This window comes from Ruegeria sp. PrR005, assembly GCF_010500245.1.
Lineage (GTDB): Bacteria > Pseudomonadota > Alphaproteobacteria > Rhodobacterales > Rhodobacteraceae > Ruegeria_B > Ruegeria_B marisflavi.
The window spans coordinates 461,493-477,753 of sequence record NZ_JAAGOX010000022.1 but is presented as its reverse complement, the minus strand read 5'-3'; the positions used below and the strand labels follow the sequence as shown (position 1 = coordinate 477,753).

General features: G+C 63.9%; 16 protein-coding genes. 6 read left to right on the top strand and 10 right to left on the bottom strand.

All coding sequences use genetic code 11. The annotated features are described in order from the left end of the window. Positions 1-40: 40 nt before the first annotated feature. The 8 genes from G0P99_RS14805 to G0P99_RS14770 form a co-directional block, all read right to left on the bottom strand. The gene (locus G0P99_RS14805) at positions 41-1,258 is read right to left on the bottom strand and encodes a phenylacetate--CoA ligase family protein (RefSeq protein WP_164131114.1); all 1,218 of its coding nucleotides are present in this window, start codon (positions 1,256-1,258) and stop codon (positions 41-43) included. A gap of 14 nt (positions 1,259-1,272) precedes the next feature. Further along, complete coding sequence (locus G0P99_RS14800) at positions 1,273-2,109, bottom strand: ABC transporter ATP-binding protein (protein WP_164131111.1); 837 nt, start codon at positions 2,107-2,109, stop codon at positions 1,273-1,275. Between the two features lie 110 nt (positions 2,110-2,219). After that, positions 2,220-3,503, bottom strand: a complete 1,284-nt coding sequence (locus G0P99_RS14795; protein ID WP_164131109.1) for an ABC transporter substrate-binding protein — start codon at positions 3,501-3,503, stop codon at positions 2,220-2,222. 79 nt (positions 3,504-3,582) lie between these two features. Next, a complete protein-coding gene (locus G0P99_RS14790) occupies positions 3,583-4,659 on the bottom strand; it encodes a branched-chain amino acid ABC transporter permease (protein WP_164131107.1) in 1,077 nt (358 codons plus the stop codon). Positions 4,660-4,662: 3 nt separating this feature from the next. After that, on the bottom strand, positions 4,663-4,920 hold the full coding sequence (locus G0P99_RS14785; RefSeq protein WP_164131105.1) for a hypothetical protein: 258 nt from the start codon (positions 4,918-4,920) through the stop codon (positions 4,663-4,665). A gap of 82 nt (positions 4,921-5,002) precedes the next feature. After that, a complete protein-coding gene (locus G0P99_RS14780) occupies positions 5,003-5,989 on the bottom strand; it encodes a branched-chain amino acid ABC transporter permease (protein WP_164131103.1) in 987 nt (328 codons plus the stop codon). 41 nt (positions 5,990-6,030) lie between these two features. Then, complete coding sequence (locus tag G0P99_RS14775; protein ID WP_164131101.1) at positions 6,031-6,849, bottom strand: ABC transporter ATP-binding protein; 819 nt, start codon at positions 6,847-6,849, stop codon at positions 6,031-6,033. A gap of 68 nt (positions 6,850-6,917) precedes the next feature. Next, positions 6,918-8,891 (bottom strand): AMP-binding protein, encoded by a 1,974-nt coding sequence (locus G0P99_RS14770; RefSeq protein ID WP_164131099.1) that lies wholly within the window; start codon positions 8,889-8,891, stop codon positions 6,918-6,920. 256 nt (positions 8,892-9,147) lie between these two features. On the opposite strand from G0P99_RS14770, the gene G0P99_RS14765 reads away from it, so the two are divergent. From G0P99_RS14765 to G0P99_RS14750, 4 genes are all read left to right on the top strand, one after another. Next, entirely contained in the window at positions 9,148-11,046 is a 1,899-nt protein-coding gene (locus G0P99_RS14765; RefSeq protein WP_164131097.1) for a PAS-domain containing protein, read from the top strand. Then, positions 11,043-11,747, top strand: coding sequence for a response regulator transcription factor (locus G0P99_RS14760; protein ID WP_164131095.1), 705 nt, complete (start codon positions 11,043-11,045; stop codon positions 11,745-11,747). Before G0P99_RS14765 ends, G0P99_RS14760 begins: the two co-directional genes overlap by 4 nt. 104 nt (positions 11,748-11,851) lie before the next feature. After that, entirely contained in the window at positions 11,852-12,139 is a 288-nt protein-coding gene (locus G0P99_RS14755) for a hypothetical protein (protein ID WP_164131093.1), read from the top strand. A gap of 67 nt (positions 12,140-12,206) precedes the next feature. After that, the gene (locus G0P99_RS14750; protein WP_164131091.1) at positions 12,207-12,605 is read left to right on the top strand and encodes an MAPEG family protein; all 399 of its coding nucleotides are present in this window, start codon (positions 12,207-12,209) and stop codon (positions 12,603-12,605) included. Positions 12,606-12,832: 227 nt separating this feature from the next. Here the strand turns inward: G0P99_RS14750 and G0P99_RS14745 are convergent, their stop codons facing one another. Continuing rightward, positions 12,833-13,528, bottom strand: a complete 696-nt coding sequence (locus G0P99_RS14745) for an SGNH/GDSL hydrolase family protein (protein WP_164131089.1) — start codon at positions 13,526-13,528, stop codon at positions 12,833-12,835. A gap of 84 nt (positions 13,529-13,612) precedes the next feature. Next, on the bottom strand, positions 13,613-14,809 hold the full coding sequence (locus tag G0P99_RS14740) for a Zn-dependent hydrolase (RefSeq protein WP_164131087.1): 1,197 nt from the start codon (positions 14,807-14,809) through the stop codon (positions 13,613-13,615). 163 nt (positions 14,810-14,972) lie between these two features. On the opposite strand from G0P99_RS14740, the gene G0P99_RS14735 reads away from it, so the two are divergent. Next, positions 14,973-15,623: a histidine phosphatase family protein gene (locus tag G0P99_RS14735; RefSeq protein WP_164131085.1), complete on the top strand. Its 651-nt coding sequence runs from the start codon at positions 14,973-14,975 to the stop codon at positions 15,621-15,623. Between the two features lie 9 nt (positions 15,624-15,632). Then, positions 15,633-16,247 (top strand): glutathione S-transferase family protein, encoded by a 615-nt coding sequence (locus G0P99_RS14730; RefSeq protein ID WP_164131083.1) that lies wholly within the window; start codon positions 15,633-15,635, stop codon positions 16,245-16,247. Positions 16,248-16,261 lie beyond the last annotated feature (14 nt).

Here is a 16,261-nt window from a genome sequence, read left to right as displayed (position 1 = left end):
CAAGGGCGCGGGGTCCTGCTGTATCTGGCGGTCGCGCGCCTTAGTCGTAGCGGCGCTGATCCTCGATCACCAACCCGTCCTTGGGCAGGCTGCCGGGAGCCACGACCTCGATCGCGCCTTTCAGCTTGAGCACTTCGACGACCGAGCGGGCATAGGCGGTGCTGTCGCCGCCGGGGCTTTCGATCTGAACCGTCATCGCGTCCATCTCGCCCACGCGGGTGGCGATCACCCGCGCCTTGACGATTTCGGAATGCTTGTCGACAAGGGCCGCCACCTGCTCGGGGCGCACGAACATGCCCTTGATCTTGGTGGTCTGGTCGGCGCGGCCCATCCAGCCCTTGATCCGCGTGTTGGTGCGGCCGCAGGGCGAGGCGCCCGCCATCACCGCCGACATGTCGCCGGTGGCGAAGCGGATGAGCGGGTAGTCGGGATTGAGGGAGGTCACCACGACCTCGCCCACCTCGCCCGGCGCCACCGGCGTGCCGGTGCCGGGAGTGACGATCTCGACGATCACATGTTCGTCGACGATCATCCCCTCCATCGCCGCGCTTTCATAGGCGATATTGCCCAGATCGGCGGTGGCATAGCATTGCAGGCACGAGATGCCACGGTCGGCATATTCCTTGCGCAGCGACGGGAACAGCGCGCCGCCGCCCACGGCGGCCTTGGTGAAGCTGAGCGTGACGCCCATCTCTTCGGCCTTGTCCAGGATCACCTTGAGGTAATCGGGCGTACCGGCATAGGCGGTGCAGCCGATGTCACGCGCGGCGGTCACCTGCAATTCGGTCTGGCCGGTTCCGGCGGGCAGCACCGCCGCCCCGACCGCCCGGGCGCCGTTTTCAAAGATCATTCCGGCGGGCGTCAGGTGATAGCCGAAACAGTTCTGGACGATATCGCCCTGCCCGATCCCGGCGGCATGCAGGAAGCGACCCATGCGCCACCAGTCGTGATCGGTGCCGCCCGGTTCATAGATCGGACCGGGAGACTGGAACACATGGGCGAACCCGTGCGCGGGCTTGACGGTAAAGCCGCCAAAGGGCGGGTGTTCGCCCTGCGACCGGCTGAGTTCCGACTTGCGCAGCACCGGCAGCGTCGCCAGTGCCTGAGCATCGGTGATCGCGGCCGGGTCGATATCGGCCAGCAAACGGGCAAATCCGGGCGCGGTTTTCGCGCGGGCAATCTGCTCTGGCAAGGCCGTGGCCAGATCGGCGGCGCGCTGATCGGCCGAGCGGGTTTCGAGTGCATCAAAATGGGTCATGGCATGATCCCTCATCAGCTCAGCCACCGCTTGCGGCGGCGATAGGAGCGCACATCGCGGAAGCTCTTGCGGCCCTCGTCGGACATGCCGAGATAGAATTCCTTGACGTCCGGGTTCTCGCGCAGCTCCTTGGCCGGGCCATCCATCACCACGCGACCGGATTCCAGGATATAGCCGTAATGGGCATAGCGCAGCGCCACGTTGGTGTTCTGTTCGGCCAGCAGGAAGGACACGCCTTCTTTCTGGTTCAGGTCGCGGACGATCTCGAAGATCTCTTCGACCAGCTGCGGCGCCAGACCCATCGAGGGCTCGTCGAGCAGGATGGTCTCGGGCCGCGACATCAGCGCCCGCCCCATCGCCACCATCTGCTGTTCACCGCCCGACGTATAGCCTGCCTGACTGCGGCGGCGCTCCTTGAGGCGGGGGAAGTAGTTATAAACCATCTCGAGGTCACGCTGGATATTGGCGCCGCCATCCTTGCGGGTATAGGCGCCGGTCAGCAGGTTTTCCTCGACGGTCAGGTGTTCGAAACAATGGCGGCCTTCCATCACCTGGATGACGCCCTTGGTCACCAGGGCGGCCGGGTCCAGTTCGTGAATGGTCTCGCCGCGATACTTGACCGACCCTTTGGTCACCTCTCCGCGTTCGGAATGCAGCAGGTTCGACACCGCCTTGAGCGTGGTCGTCTTGCCAGCGCCGTTGCCACCCAGCAGCGCGGTTATCCCGCCCTTGGGCACGGTGAGGCTGACACCCTTGAGCACGAGGATCACGTGATTGTAGATCACCTCGATATTGTTGACCTCCAGCAGGGTTTCCACCTGCGTATCCGTGGTTTTTGCCGCATCCAGCATCCGCGCTTGTCCTCATTGGCCCCGGTTTGCCGGGGATGATCGGGGTGGGACGGCGGCGGACCGCCGTCCCGGGTTCGATGCGGGCCCGGATCCCGGGCCCGGTCACGCGCTTAGTTGCAGCGCGGCGAGATGTTGTTCTCAGTCGCGTAAGCGCTCGAGTCTTCCTCGATCAGCGCGCCGATGACATCGCCGTCGGTCGGTTTGAAGTCCGAGATCAGCGACCATGTCTTGGAGGTCGCATCCCACTGGGTCACACCCACCAGCGCGTCGCCACCGTGGTTTTCGCAGCTGACCGAGAAGGTCGGACCGAAGTTCGGCAGGCCCAGTTCGGCCATCTTCGCTTCGGTGATCTCCAGTGCTTCCATACCGTCACGCATGTCGGCGGCGGTGATGTCGGCCTTGCCCGAAATCTCCTGTGCCTTCTTGGCGGCTTCGGCTGCCAGCATGGCGGCATAGAGACCGCGGTTATAGAGCACGGTACCGACCTGATCACCGGCACCGGCGGCCTTGCCCGCGTCGATCACGTATTTCTTCAGATCGTCAAACAGCGGGAAATCGGTGCCGACGTTGTGGAAAGTCAGTGCCTTGTAGCCGTTGGCCGCGTCACCGGCGGGCAACACGTCGTTCTCGGAACCCGACCACCAGATGCCGATGAAGTTTTCCATCGGGAAGCGAATGTTGGCGGCTTCCTGAACGGCGACCTGGTTCATCACGCCCCAGCCCCACATCAGGACATAGTCGGGCTTGTCGCGACGGATTTGCAGCCACTGCGACTTCTGCTCCTGGCCCGGATGGTCGACCGGCAGGGTGCTGAGTTCAAAGCCATGCTTCTTGCTCAGCTCTTCCAGGGTGCGGATCGGTTCCTTGCCATAGGCGGAGTTGTGATAGACCAGGGCGATCTTCTTGCCCTTGATGTCGCCGCCGTTGATTTCCAGCAGGTAGTTCACCGCGCCCGAGGCACCATCCCAGTAGTTGGCGGGATAGTTGAAGACGTTCGAGAACACCTTGCCGTTCTTGGCCGAGGTACGGCCATAGCCCATCGAGTGGATCGGAATACCGTCAGCGGTGGCTTTGGGGATCAGCTGATAGGTAATACCGGTCGACAGCGGCTGGTACACCAGGGCACCCGCGCCCTTGGTCGACTCGTAGCATTCAACGCCTTTCTCGGTGTTGTAGCCGGTTTCGCATTCCAGAACGTTGGCCTTGACGCCGCCGATACCACCATCCCGCTCGTTGAGCAGGGTGAAATAGTCGGCATAGCCGTCTGCGAACGGAATGCCGCCCGCGGCATAGGCACCGGTACGATAGCTGAGCGACGGGAATGTCAGGTCAGCCAGTGCCGGGCCGGCGGCGATCAGGGCGCTCAGCGCCGCGGTTGCCAGTTTCATCTTCATCGGGTGTCTCCTCCCTTGGTTAGACCGATGTTGGTGTACGGGGGGAACCGCCCCCCGTATCGGGTTGGACCTGTCCGCGTCAGTGCGGGAAGGGCCAGAGTCTGAGTTTTTCCTTGGCCACGCGCCACAGCTGCGCCAGCCCATGAGGTTCCATGATCAGGAACACGATGATCAGCGCACCGACGATCACAAGTTGCAGATGCGCCACGATATCCGTGGGCCAGCCCAGCATGTCCGCGCCGACGACCTTGAGCACCACCGGCAGCAGCACCAGGAAGGCCGCACCCGCGAACGAACCGAAGATCGAGCCGAGACCGCCGATGATCACCATGAACAGCACCAGAAACGATTTCTGGATGCCAAAGGCCTCGCCCACTTCGACGGCTCCGAGGTAGAGCGCGAAGAACAGCGCGCCCGAGATGCCGATGAAGAAGGAACTGACGGCGAAGGCGGTCATCTTGGCCTTGAGCGGGTTCACCCCGATGATCTCGGCCGCGATATCCATGTCGCGGATCGCCATCCAGGTGCGGCCCATTGTGCCGCGGGTCAGGTTCCGGGCGATCAGGGCGCAGAGGGTCAGGAAGACCAGGCAGAACAGGTAGGTGGCCCAGGCCGGCGCATTGGCGCCGGTGATGATGACACCGAACACCTCGCGTTCGGGCGCGTTGATCTGGCCCGAGGCGGAATAGTTGTAAAACCATGGCACCCGGTTGAAGAGCCAGACCAGAAAGAACTGCGCCGCCAAAGTTGCCACCGCAAGGTAGAACCCCTTGATCCGCAGGCTGGGCAGGCCGAACAGCACCCCCACGGCAGCGGTGATGCCACCGGCCAGGATCACATGGATGAACATGCTTACCTCGGGAAAGGCGGTCATCAGCTTGTAGACGGCATAAGCGCCTACTGCCATGAACCCGCCGGTGCCCAGGCTGACCTGGCCGCAATAGCCCACCAGGATGTTCAGCCCGATCGCGGCGATGGCATAGATCAGAAACGGCAGCAGCAGCGAATTCGCCCAATAGTCGTTGATGATGAACGGGATGATCCCGAAGGCCACCACCAGGACCACATAATACCGGTACCGGTCGAACTTGATCGGAAAGGTCTGGCTGTCGGACTGGTAGGAGGTTTTGAAATCTCCGGCTTCACGGTAGAACATCGCTTACATGCCCCCTTCGGACTGCGCGCGGTTGCGGGCCGCGGTGTCGAGTTGATTTGTCTTTTTCGCATAGCCGCTCGCTTCGGCGGCCCGGACCAGCCGCAGATATGCGACGATCCCCATGATGAACCCGGCAAAGGCCAGGAGGCTGGCGGTGATCAGCTGATGGTCGCTCAGATCCTGCGCGGTCAGGGCGATATAGCCAAAGGCCCAAAAGCCCGACCAGGCGACGACATTGACGATGGCGATCAGCTTGTTCATCCGTCTCCTCCCTTCCTTGCGAAGGTTCCGGGCGGGCGGGTTTCGTTGCGCGGCACGCGCAACGGGGTCGCCCACCGGAGCCTCAGACCCTTTCGATGATCTTCTCGCCGAACAGGCCCTGCGGCCGGAACACGAGGAAGATCAGCGCCAGAACATAGGCGAACCAGTTCTCGGTCGCGCCGCCCACCAGCGGGCCAACCGCGAATTCGAACAGTTTCTCGCCCACCCCGATGATCAGCCCGCCGACAATGGCGCCGGGGATCGAGGTGAAGCCGCCCAGCATCAGCACCGGAAGGGCCTTGAGCGCGATCAGCGACAGCGAGAACTGCACGCCCGACTTGGTGCCCCACATGATGCCCGCGACCAGCGCGACAAAGCCCGCGACCGACCAGACCAGCACCCAGATGAAGTTCAGCGAGATACCGACGCTCAGCGCCGCCTGGTGATCGTCGGCCACCGCGCGCATCGCCCGGCCCTGCTTGGTGTACTGGCTGAAGGCCACCAGCGCCGCCACCAGAAGCGCCGCGATCACGGTCGCCACGATATCGAGATTGTCGATGAAGAAGCCGTAGCCGAAGATGCCGTAGGTGGTGTCGTCGATCCAGACGTTCAGGCCCTGCGGCAGGCCGACATCCAGCGTCTTGATCTCGGAGCCCCACATCAGGTCCGCCACGCCTTCGAGGAAATAGGCAAGCCCGATGGTAGCCATGAACAGGATGATCGGCTCCTGCCCGACCAGGTGGCGCATCACGAATTGCTGCACCGCCCAGGCCAGAAGGATCATCACGCCCATCGTCAGCAGGATGGCCAGCAGCGCTGGGATGGTCCAGCCGAAATGGGTGACATGAACCCCGAAGGTCGCGTTGATCAGATGCGCAAAGGGCACCTGGCCGTTCATGATCCCCACCAGGGTCATGGCGGCAAACAGCGCCATCACGCCCTGGGCATAGTTGAAGATGCCGGACGCCTTGTAGATCAGCACAAAGCCCAGCGCCACCAGCGCATAGAGCACGCCCGCCATCAGGCCGTTGAGGATCACCTCGGTGGCATAAATCAGTTGATCAGACATGTCCCGCGCCCCCGGTTTTCATCGTGTCGTTCAGGTGAAGATCAGTCATGTGCCACCCCCAGATAGGCGTCGATGACCTCTTGGTTGTTGCGCACTTCTTCGGGTGTGCCGTCGCCGATCTTCTTGCCGTAATCCATCACCACCACACGGTCGCTCAGGTCCATGACCACGCCCATGTCGTGTTCGATCAGTGCGATGGTGGTGCCGAACTCGTCGTTCACGTCGAGGATGAAGCGGCTCATGTCCTCTTTCTCTTCGACGTTCATGCCCGCCATCGGTTCGTCCAGCAGCAGCAGTTTCGGCTCGGCAGCCAGCGCGCGGGCCAGTTCGACCCGCTTTTTCAGGCCGTAGGGCAGGCGCGACACCGGCGTCTTGCGGATGTGCTGGATTTCGAGGAAGTCGATGATCTTTTCCACGGCCTCTCGGTTCTCGACCTCTTCGCGCTCGGCCTTGCCGCGCCAGATCGACTGGCTCAGCAGGCCCGCGCTCATGAAGTTGAGCCGCCCGGTCATCACGTTGTCCAGAACGCTCATCCCCTCGAACAGGGCGATGTTCTGGAAGGTGCGCGCGATGCCCTGGCGGGCCACCTCATAGGGGCGCATCGCAGGGCGCTTCTTGCCGTGGAACCAGACCTCGCCCTCTTGCGGCACATAAAAGCCCGAGATCACGTTCAGCATCGAGGACTTGCCGGCACCGTTCGGGCCGATGATCGCGCGGATCTCGCCCTCGCGGATGTCAAAGCTGATGTCCTTGATCGCCACCACGCCGCCAAACCGCAGGGTGATGTTCTTCATTTCCATCACCACGCCGCCGATCTTGCGGCCGTCCTCGGTGATGTATCCCTCAGATGCGTCGAGCATCGGTGTCTCCCTTGTCTGTCGGACCGGGGTCCAGTGCGGTGGGCGCGGGCCGCGCGCCCTGCCGGCGCTTATTCAGCGGCCACCTTGTGCTGTGCCACGGGCTGGACCTTGGCGTCGCAGATGGTCAGCGTCGCCTTGATCGCGCCCTTGCGGCCATCCTCATAGGTCACCTCGGTCACGGTCGAGACCTTGTCGGAGCCGTCATAAAGCGCGGCGATGATGTCGGCATACTTGTCCTCGACAAAGCCGCGGCGCACCTTGCGGGTCCGGGTGATCTCGCCATCGTCGGCATCAAGCTCCTTGTGCAGGACGACGAAGCGATGCACCTGGCAGCCCGACAGCATGGCGTCGGCGGCAACGGATTTGTTCACCTCTTCCACGTGGTTGGTGATGGTTTCCAGCACGCGGGGGTGTCCTGCCAGTTCCTGGTACGAGGCGTAGGCGATGTTGTTGCGCTCCGCCCAGTTGCCGATCGCCGTCAGGTCGATGTTGATGAAGGCGACGCAACGGTCGCGGCCATTGCCGAACAGCACGGCCTCGAGAATGTCGGGATAGAACTTGAGCTTGTTCTCGACATATTTCGGCGCGAACATGCTGCCGTCGGCCATCTTGCCCACGTCCTTGGCGCGGTCGATGATGCGCAGGTGACCCGTGCCTTCCTCGATGAAGCCCGCGTCGCCGGTGGCGACCCAGCCTTCGGCATCCTTGGTCGAGGCGGTGCTTTCGGGGTTCTTGTAATACTCGACGAAGACGCCGGGCGAGCGGTAGTGGATCTCGCCCTTTTCGTCGATCTTGATCTCGACGTCCGGCGCGGGCACGCCGACGGTATCGGCACGCACCTCGCCATCGGGCTGGACGGTGATGAACACGGTCGCCTCGGTCTGGCCGTAGAGCTGTTTCAGGTTGATGCCGAGCGAGCGGTAGAAATCGAAGATTTCCGGCCCGATCGCCTCGCCCGCGGTGTAGCCCACGCGGAACCGGCTGTAGCCCAGCGTATCCTTGAGCGGACCGTAGACCAGAAAGTTGCCAAGCGCGTATTTCAGGCGGTCGCCGAAGCTGACCGGCTTGCCGTCCAGAATGCGGCCGCCGACCTTCTTGGCATGGGCCATGAAGTGGTGGAACATCCGGCGTTTCAGGGGGCTTGCGTCCTCCATCCGGATCATCACGTTGGTCAGCTGCATCTCGAACACCCGTGGCGGGGCGAAGAAATAGGTCGGGCCGATCTCGCGCAGGTCGGTCATCATCGTGTCGGGGCTTTCGGGGCAGTTCACGCAGAAACCGCACCAATAGGCCTGTCCGATCGAGAAGATGAAGTCGCCCACCCAGGCCATCGGCAGGTAGGAGAGGATATCCTCGCCGCGGGTCAGGTGATCGAAGTCCGCCGAATTCTTGGCGCTTTCGATGACGTTGCGGTTGGACAGAACCACGCCCTTGGGTTTGCCCGTGGTACCCGAAGTGTAGAGCATCACGCAGGTGTCGTCATAGGTGATCGCGGCGATGCGGCGGTCGAGTTCGGCGTCCAGCCGGTGATGCCCGGCGCGACCCTCGGCCATGATGTCATGCAGCGCGTTCATCTGGGAGTGGTCGTATTTCCGCATCCCGCGCTTGTCGGTATAGAGGATGTGCTTGACCTGGTGCACTTTCTCCTGGATCTCGATGACCTTGTCGACCTGCTCCTGGTCACCGCAGACGATGTATTTGGCGCCGCAATGCTCCATGACATAGGTCATCTCTTCGGCCACCGCGTCCTGGTAGAATGGCACCGGCACGGCGCCGACCATCTGGGCGGCGACCATCGACCAGTAATGCGCCGGACGGTTGCGGCCGATGACGGCGATGTGGTCGCCCTTTTCGACGCCGATCTCCAGAAAACCCAGCGCCATGGCGCGAATCTCGGCCGCGGCTTCGGCCCAGGTCCAGCATTGCCAGATGCCGAATTCCTTTTCCCGGTAAGCCGGGGCATTCCCAAACTGGGTTGCGTTGCGGTGAAGCAGCGCCGGAAGGGACTGAAGCCCCCCAGCGCCCGACTGCGACTGGACCAATGTCTCTCTCCTCCCCATTCCGACCCGCTCCTTCGGGCCGGACGTGACCGCGTGACCCTGACGGACCGTTGCGATTCTGCCCCAGATCAGGAACAGCGCCATTGGTCGCGGGGAAAGTTTTCGTGATGTTTTCCCAATTCTTACGAATTGTAACAGCGCGCATTCGGTATCCGCGACACGGTATCCCCCGGGACCGCCGCCCCTTGTTCTGACGAATTTTGTGGTGCTAGGCAGAGAGTGAAGGAGGCCAGACGCCGTGGACAGAAGCGAACAGTGGATCAAGACGATGACCTCGGCCGGGCTGAACCTGATCGCCCAGGCCCTGTCCATCTATGACAATGACCTGCGGCTGGCGGTCTGCAACCGCCGTTTCCAGGAAATGTTTCATCTGCCCGACCGGCTGATCCGTCCGGGCGCGCGGTTCGACGACACGATCCGTTATCTCGCCCAGCGCGGCGATTATGGCGAGGTCGCCGACATCGACGCGCTGGTCCGGCACCGGGTGCAGCAGGCGCGCGCCTTTGTGCCGCATTATTTCGAACGGACGCGCGTCAACGGGCAGGTCATCTCGATCGAGGGCGCGCCCCTGCCGCAGGGTGGATGGGTGACCGTCTATACCGACATCACCCGGACCAAGCGGGTAGAAGAGCTGCTGCGCGCCCGGTCCGAGGAACTGTCGGGCCAGCTCCTGGCCCATGCCGAGGAGCTGAGCACGACCAACCGCAAGCTGGCCGCCACCATCAGCGCACTGGAAGAGGCGCAGCGGCAGTTGACCGAGATCGAGGCACGCACCCGCCTGACCACCGAGATGATGCCGGCCCACATCGCCCATGTGGATCGGGACGGGCATTACACCTATTCCAACCGGCGGCTGAGCGCGGTGATGCCGGGGCGGCCCTCGGACATCCTGGGAATGCATATCTCGGAGGCACTGGGGCCCGAGGCCTTTGCCAAGATCGAGCCACATCTTCAGGCCGCCTATGGCGGGGACAGCCCGGTTTTCGAGTTCAACGAGGCGCATGACGGGCGGCGCATCCGGGTGGCGTTTACCCCCGATGGTACCGGCGGGGTCTATATCCTGTCGATGGATGTGACCACCGAAACCCAGACCCGGGTTGCGCTGCAACAATCCCGCCGCCGGGCGATGGCGGCGCAGATGACCAGCGGGCTGGCGCATGATTTCTCGAACCTATTGACCATCATCCTGGGCATGATGTCGAAGATGGAGAAGATGGACCTGCCCGAAGAGGCCGCCGAACTGGTGGCCGCAACCCAGGCCACCGCGCAGAGGGGCGGGCGGCTGCTCAACCGGATCGCCGACATGACCGGCAACCGCACATTACGGCCACGGGCCACCGACATGCATGGGCTGCTCGATGACCTCAAGCTGCTGGCCACTCCCACCCTGCCACGCGGCATCGGGTTGAGCGTGCTGGACCACACGCCGGACGAGGCGCTGATGCTGGACGCGGGCATGTTGCAGGATGCGCTGCTGAACCTGGTGCTGAACGCGCGCGACGCCTGCGGCGCCAACGGGCTGATCGCGGTCAGCGCACATGCCATCGGCCGTATCTGGATCGAGATCGCGGTAACCGACACAGGCCCGGGATTTTCCAAGGAGGCGCTGGAGCGCGGGCTGAACCCGTTCTTTACCACCAAGGGCAGCGAGGGGTCGGGGCTGGGCCTGCCGATGGTCTATGACATGGTCAAGCTGGCGGGTGGAGACATGCGGCTGGGCAACACGCCCACGGGCGCGGTTGTCACGTTGCGCCTGCCCTATCGTGCCGCGCCGCCCACGCAGGGCGGGCTGGCGTTGCTGGTCGAGGATAACGAGGATCTGCGCGCGACCTTCCGCGACATGCTGGTCGATCTGGGGCATACGGTGATCGAGGCGACCTCGGTCGACGAGGCCAGCGCGCTGACCGCCGACATCGAGGATATCGCGCTGGTCCTGTCGGACATCAAACTGGAGGGGGCCGCAACCGGCATCGACCTGCTGAAACGCCTGCCGCGCGCGCTGCCCTGTATCCTGATGACCTCGCTGCCGCTGTCCGATCCGCTGCACCGCGAGGCCTTGACCCGCGGCCCGGTGCTGCGCAAGCCCTTTACCCGCGCGCAACTGGCCGCGCTGATCCGCTCTGAGGAGACGACATGACCGCCCCTCTCGTGACCATCCTGGACGACGAACCGGAAATCCGGCTGATCCTGACCGAAGCGCTGGCCGAGGCCGGGTTCCGCACCCAGAGTTTTTCCCGTGCCCGCGAATTCGAGGCCTCGCTGAAACGGGTGACGCCGGATGTCTGCCTGGTGGACCTGTCGCTGCCCGATACCGATGGTCTGGCGCTGGTGCATCGCCTGGCGCTGGAACAGGGGGCGACGGTGATCATCATCTCGGGCCGGGCGCAGGTGCAGGACCGGGTGACCGGGCTGGAACTGGGGGCTGACGATTACATCACCAAGCCGTTTGACCCGGCCGAGGTGGTGGCGCGTATCCGCGCGCGGCTGCGCGACGGGATGCGCAGCGAGGTGCAGGGCGGCGATATCGCCAGCTTCAACGGCTGGACGGCGCATTTCGACCGTTATGCGCTGGAGGATGAAAGCGGCATGGAAACCCCGTTTTCCCATGCCGAGGGCGAGGTGCTGCGACTGTTCCTGGAAAGCCCCAAGCGGCTGATCAGCCGGGCGCAGATGCAGGAGGCGCTGGGGGGTGCGGCGGGCGAAAGCTTTGACCGGGCGATGGATGTGCGCATCTCGCGCCTGCGCACCAAGCTGCGCGAAGACCCCAAGAACCCGCGCCTGATCAAGACGATCTATGGGGCGGGGTACATCTTTCTGGGCGATGTCAGCTGGCGCTAGGCTCGGTTGACCGGGACCGGCCAGCGACGGTAGCATGAACATGCGCGGACCGAAGCACAGGCGGGCCAGCGCCCGCCGCGGTTCCTTTTGAGAGGGAGGCTGCAATGCACCCATATCTGGAGATTCGCAGACGCATGCTGGACAAGGCCATGCGCCGCTATGTCCTGGCCGACATTGCATGGCGGCAAGGGTTGGAGCAGGCGGCACTGCTGGTGCCCGGCGCGATCGGCCGGGGATACCTGATGATCGGCAATCCGGGATCGCGGGTCCGCCGACTCTATGACGAGCGCGACCGGGCTTTGCAGCGGTTGACGGCGGCACGGGCCAAGCTGCACGAGGCGCGCGGCAGGGTCCGGGTGGACCGGCGCATATTGTTGATCGCGCGCGGCTGACCGCTGTAATTCTCACGCGCAAAGTGACACAAAATATGGTATGTTTCCTGTGGGAGGGACGCATATCATGACAACACTCGAATTCTATACCGCCTTGACCGCCCTTTGGGTGGCTATCGCCTGGCTGCCCTATATCCTTGACCGGATCATGGTCCGTGGCCTGATGGGCGCCATGGCGAACTATGATCCGAACGCCGTTCCGCAAAGCGCCTGGGCACAGCGGGCGATGCGGGCGCATAACGTGGCGATCCAGGCCTTTGCCGCCTTTGCGCCGCTGGCCGTGATGGCGATGATCAGGATGCCCGAAGATGCCTATCCCGGAACGCTGGCGATGACGTTTTTTGTGGGCATTTTCGCCCATTACATCATCTATTGCCTGGGTATCCCGGTGCTCAGGACGCTGGCCTTTGCCCTGGCGGCGCTGTCTTCGGTGGCCCTGGCCTTGCGGCTGCTGGGAACGATCTAGGGCGGTTCGGGTTCACGCCACGAAATCCGCCTGGCAGGACCGGAACCAGGGTATCAAGACCTCGCGAAAGGTGCGCGGCATGGCGGCAAGGTCCAACAGGCCACGCCCGCGGCCAGTGCCAGGTGTTGCCGCCGTCCTGAGTTTTCCCGATACCGGGGCCGCGCGCCTGTATCAACGAACCGGACCTGGCCGACCTGCGCCGGGGCCGGCGAAATCCGGCTGTTGGGTCAGGGCCGCCCGTTCAACTGACGGATCGCCGACGCCAGCCGCTCACCCACCTTGCGGCTGGTCTTGCGCGCGGGATGGATGAGGTCGGGAGCAAAATAGGTCAGCCCACCCGGCGGCACGACATCCTGCATCGAGACGTAATACACCCCGTCTTCGGCCGCAGCCAGTCGGGCGATCCGCGCCTCAAGTTCGTCTCCGTCGTTCTTGCAATGCTCGATCGGGGTGAGCAGGTCGGGGCTGCGCAGATATCCGGTGTAGAGCACCCTTGCCCCGTCAGCACGGATACGGCGGACAAGATCGGGGATCTGCCCCACCGACCCATCGACCGAGATCAGCCGGTCCAACACGGCGTCGCAGCGGCCGCAACCACACCCGAACAGCAGGTCATTGCCGCCGCCATTGACGACAACCCAGTCCCAGGCGCCCTGCTCGTACTGGTACGGCACGTTCACGCCCCGGCCTTCCTCGTCACCGTCCCGTGTCAGCATCCATGCGCCGCTGACCGAGCGGTCGACAACCGGCTGACCCAGCTCCTTGGATATCACATCGGGGACCGAGCTGCCAAAGGCGGAGTTCCACGACAGAAGCGAATCGCCGATCGCCAGGATGCGGGCATCCTGATTGTGCCGGACGCTGTCCTGACAGGCGAAAAGCAGGCCGCTCAGGCCCAACAGAACAATGATTTTCCGAAACATAGACGACTGGCCCTCGCAAATCTCTCAATTGTCGACACACAAAGATTGACAAAGGAACGCGGCCGAAAAATGGCAGGACACCGGTTATTCCTTGCCCTGGTCCAGCGCGGCAACGGCTTGGTCCAGAACCCTCAACCCGGCAACAAGGTCTGCCTCGTCAGTATCCTCGGCGAAATCGTGGCTGATCCCGCCGATCGACGGCACGAAGAGCATCGCCACCGGCATCAGGCGCGACACGTTGGTGGCATCGTGCAACGCGCCCGAGGGCATGGACCGCCAGCGCCCCGGCGCGACCGCCTGGGCCCCCTTTTCCAGAGCGGCGCGCAATTGTGAATCCATCGCCACCGGTTCCAGTCCCAGGAGCGGACCAAAGCTCAGCTTCATGCCGCGCGCGTCGGCCACCTCCTGTGCGGTGGCACGAATGATCTCCTCCATCCGCGCCAGCCGGGCCGTGTCACCATCGCGCCACTGCATCGAGAACCGCGCCCGCCCCGGCACGATGGACGACGCGTTCGGGTGCAGGCTGACATGGCCGATGGTCCAGACGGTGCGCGGTGTGACCACATTGCGGAATCGCTCGCCCAGCCGCGCGTTGAAATCGGACAACGCCTGGAACGCGTCGCGGCGCAGATGCATGGGCGTGGTGCCGGCATGGTTCTGCTGGCCCTCGAATGTCACCTTCATGTCGCGGATACCGACGATATCGCTGACCACCCCGATCTGCTCGCCCTCGGTATCCAGCGTCGGACCCTGTTCGATATGCATCTCGACAAAACCGGTGAACTGCGACGGGTCGACAAAATCCCCCGCCAGATCCGCCACTGCCGCGCGCGCCATAGCAAAGGACACGCCTGCGTGATCGCTCAGCCCATCCGCCTCGGCCAGCGGCAGGTGCCCGGACCAGATCGCCGACCCGGTGGTGACGCCGAACCGCCCCTCTTCGTCCTGGAAACTGACGACCGAGACCGGGCGGGCGCTGCTGCGCGCAATCTCCAACGCCGCGATCACCCCCAGCGCGCCGTCCAGCCAGCCGCCCTCGGGTTGGCTGTCGGAATGCGATCCCATCAGCAGCGACGGCCCCTCTGCCAGGCCAAAGAGATTGCCGACCGGGTCAAAGCGCACCTGCAACCCCGCCTCCTCCATCCGGCCCGCCAGCCAGCGGCGCGCCGCGATATCCGCCTCGGAATAGGCCGGTCGCACCACGCCCTTGCCCACCCCTGCAGCGCCAAAGCTGCGCAGCTTGTGCAGATCCTCCAGAAACCGCTCCGCGTTCACCGTCATGGCCTGTCCTCCCATCCCTTCATTTCGCCAAAAATACTCCCGCCGGAGGCATCCGCAACCAGCCACAGGCACCAACACCTGGTAAATTCACGCGCCCGGCGCCAAACCCCTCTGGCCCCCGGCCCGATCCTTGCCTAAGAGTCTGCCCGAAGTGGAGGATGACATGTCTCACATCACCCTGATCCGTCACGGCCAAGCCAATACCCATGCCCGTGACGAGGCGAGTTATGATCGGTTGAGCGATCTGGGTCACCAGCAGGCGCGCTGGCTGGGGTCGCATCTGGCCGACACCCGCGCCCATCATCCGCGCGTCTATTGTGGCACCCTGACCCGCCACCTGGAAACCGCCGCCAGCATGGGTCTGGCCGATGTGGTACAGGACCCGCGCCTGAACGAGATCGAGTATTTCACCCTCGCCCAGCTTTTCGAGGCGCAGTACGGTGTCACCATTCCCGAGGATCGCGAAGGCTTTGTCGAGCACCTGCCGATGACCTTCACCGCCTGGGCCGAAGGCCGCATCCAGGACGCACCCGAAAGCTTCGACCAGTTCGAAACCCGGGTCTCGTCGGCATTGGCCGAAATCGCCCAGGGGGCGGGGCCGGCCATCGTGGTCACCTCGGGCGGGCTCATCTCGATGGTGATGCGTCAGGCGATGGGGCTGGACATACCGGCCATGGCGCGGGTGGCCCTTGCCATCATGAACACGTCGATGCATCGTCTCTACCCGATCGGCACGCATCTCAGCCCGGTGCTGTTCAATGCCGTCCCGCATCTGGAGGCCCCAGAGCGGCAGTTTGCCCAGACGCATCTCTAGGGGGATCCGATGCAGCTTTATTGTGCACCCGGCACCATTTCCGTGGCCGTCGCCATCGCGCTTCACGAGGCGGGAATCGAGCATGAGAAAGTACAGCTGGACTTTGGCGCCGCCGAACAGACCAAACCCGCCTACCACCAGATCAACCCCAAGGGCCGGGTGCCCGCGCTGGCGGTGCCGGGCGGCATCCTGACCGAAACCGGTGCGCTGTTGGAATTCATCGCCGACAGCGCGCCCGACAAGGGGCTGGTCCCCGCCGATCCGCTGCTCAGCGCCCGCATGCGCGAGGTGATGTATTACCTTGCCTCCACCATGCATGTGAACCACGCCCACAAGATGCGCGGCGCCCGATGGGCCGATCAGGACAGCAGCTGGGCCGACATGCGCGCCAAGGTGCCCCAGACGATGACCGCATCTGCCGCCTATGTCGAGACGAACGGGCTGCGCGGGCCCTTCGTACTGGGTGAGGCGGTCAGCATCGCCGATTGCTATCTCTACGTGGTCACCGGCTGGCTCGAGGGCGACGGCGTCGACCTGGACCCGTTCCCGAAAATCCGCGCCTTCCGCGCCGCGATGGAGGCGCGCGCCTCGATTCAGGCCGTCAAGGCCGCTGGTCTGCTTTGAACAAAGGACAAGAC

Bases quoted from the DNA above. Each gene is read 5' to 3' on its own strand.
- G0P99_RS14780 (WP_164131103.1), bottom strand. From the start codon at position 5,989: ATGTCTGATCAACTGATTTATGCCACCGAGGTGATCCTCAACGGCCTG.
- G0P99_RS14750 (WP_164131091.1), top strand. From the start codon at position 12,207: ATGACAACACTCGAATTCTATACCGCCTTGACCGCCCTTTGGGTGGCT.
- G0P99_RS14740 (WP_164131087.1), bottom strand. From the start codon at position 14,809: ATGACGGTGAACGCGGAGCGGTTTCTGGAGGATCTGCACAAGCTGCGC.
- G0P99_RS14800 (WP_164131111.1), bottom strand. From the start codon at position 2,109: ATGCTGGATGCGGCAAAAACCACGGATACGCAGGTGGAAACCCTGCTG.
- G0P99_RS14730 (WP_164131083.1), top strand. From the start codon at position 15,633: ATGCAGCTTTATTGTGCACCCGGCACCATTTCCGTGGCCGTCGCCATC.
- G0P99_RS14755 (WP_164131093.1), top strand. From the start codon at position 11,852: ATGCACCCATATCTGGAGATTCGCAGACGCATGCTGGACAAGGCCATG.
- G0P99_RS14745 (WP_164131089.1), bottom strand. From the start codon at position 13,528: ATGTTTCGGAAAATCATTGTTCTGTTGGGCCTGAGCGGCCTGCTTTTC.
- G0P99_RS14805 (WP_164131114.1), bottom strand. From the start codon at position 1,258: ATGACCCATTTTGATGCACTCGAAACCCGCTCGGCCGATCAGCGCGCC.
- G0P99_RS14735 (WP_164131085.1), top strand. From the start codon at position 14,973: ATGTCTCACATCACCCTGATCCGTCACGGCCAAGCCAATACCCATGCC.
- G0P99_RS14790 (WP_164131107.1), bottom strand. From the start codon at position 4,659: ATGTTCTACCGTGAAGCCGGAGATTTCAAAACCTCCTACCAGTCCGAC.
- G0P99_RS14785 (WP_164131105.1), bottom strand. From the start codon at position 4,920: ATGAACAAGCTGATCGCCATCGTCAATGTCGTCGCCTGGTCGGGCTTT.
- G0P99_RS14795 (WP_164131109.1), bottom strand. From the start codon at position 3,503: ATGAAGATGAAACTGGCAACCGCGGCGCTGAGCGCCCTGATCGCCGCC.
- G0P99_RS14775 (WP_164131101.1), bottom strand. From the start codon at position 6,849: ATGCTCGACGCATCTGAGGGATACATCACCGAGGACGGCCGCAAGATC.
- G0P99_RS14760 (WP_164131095.1), top strand. From the start codon at position 11,043: ATGACCGCCCCTCTCGTGACCATCCTGGACGACGAACCGGAAATCCGG.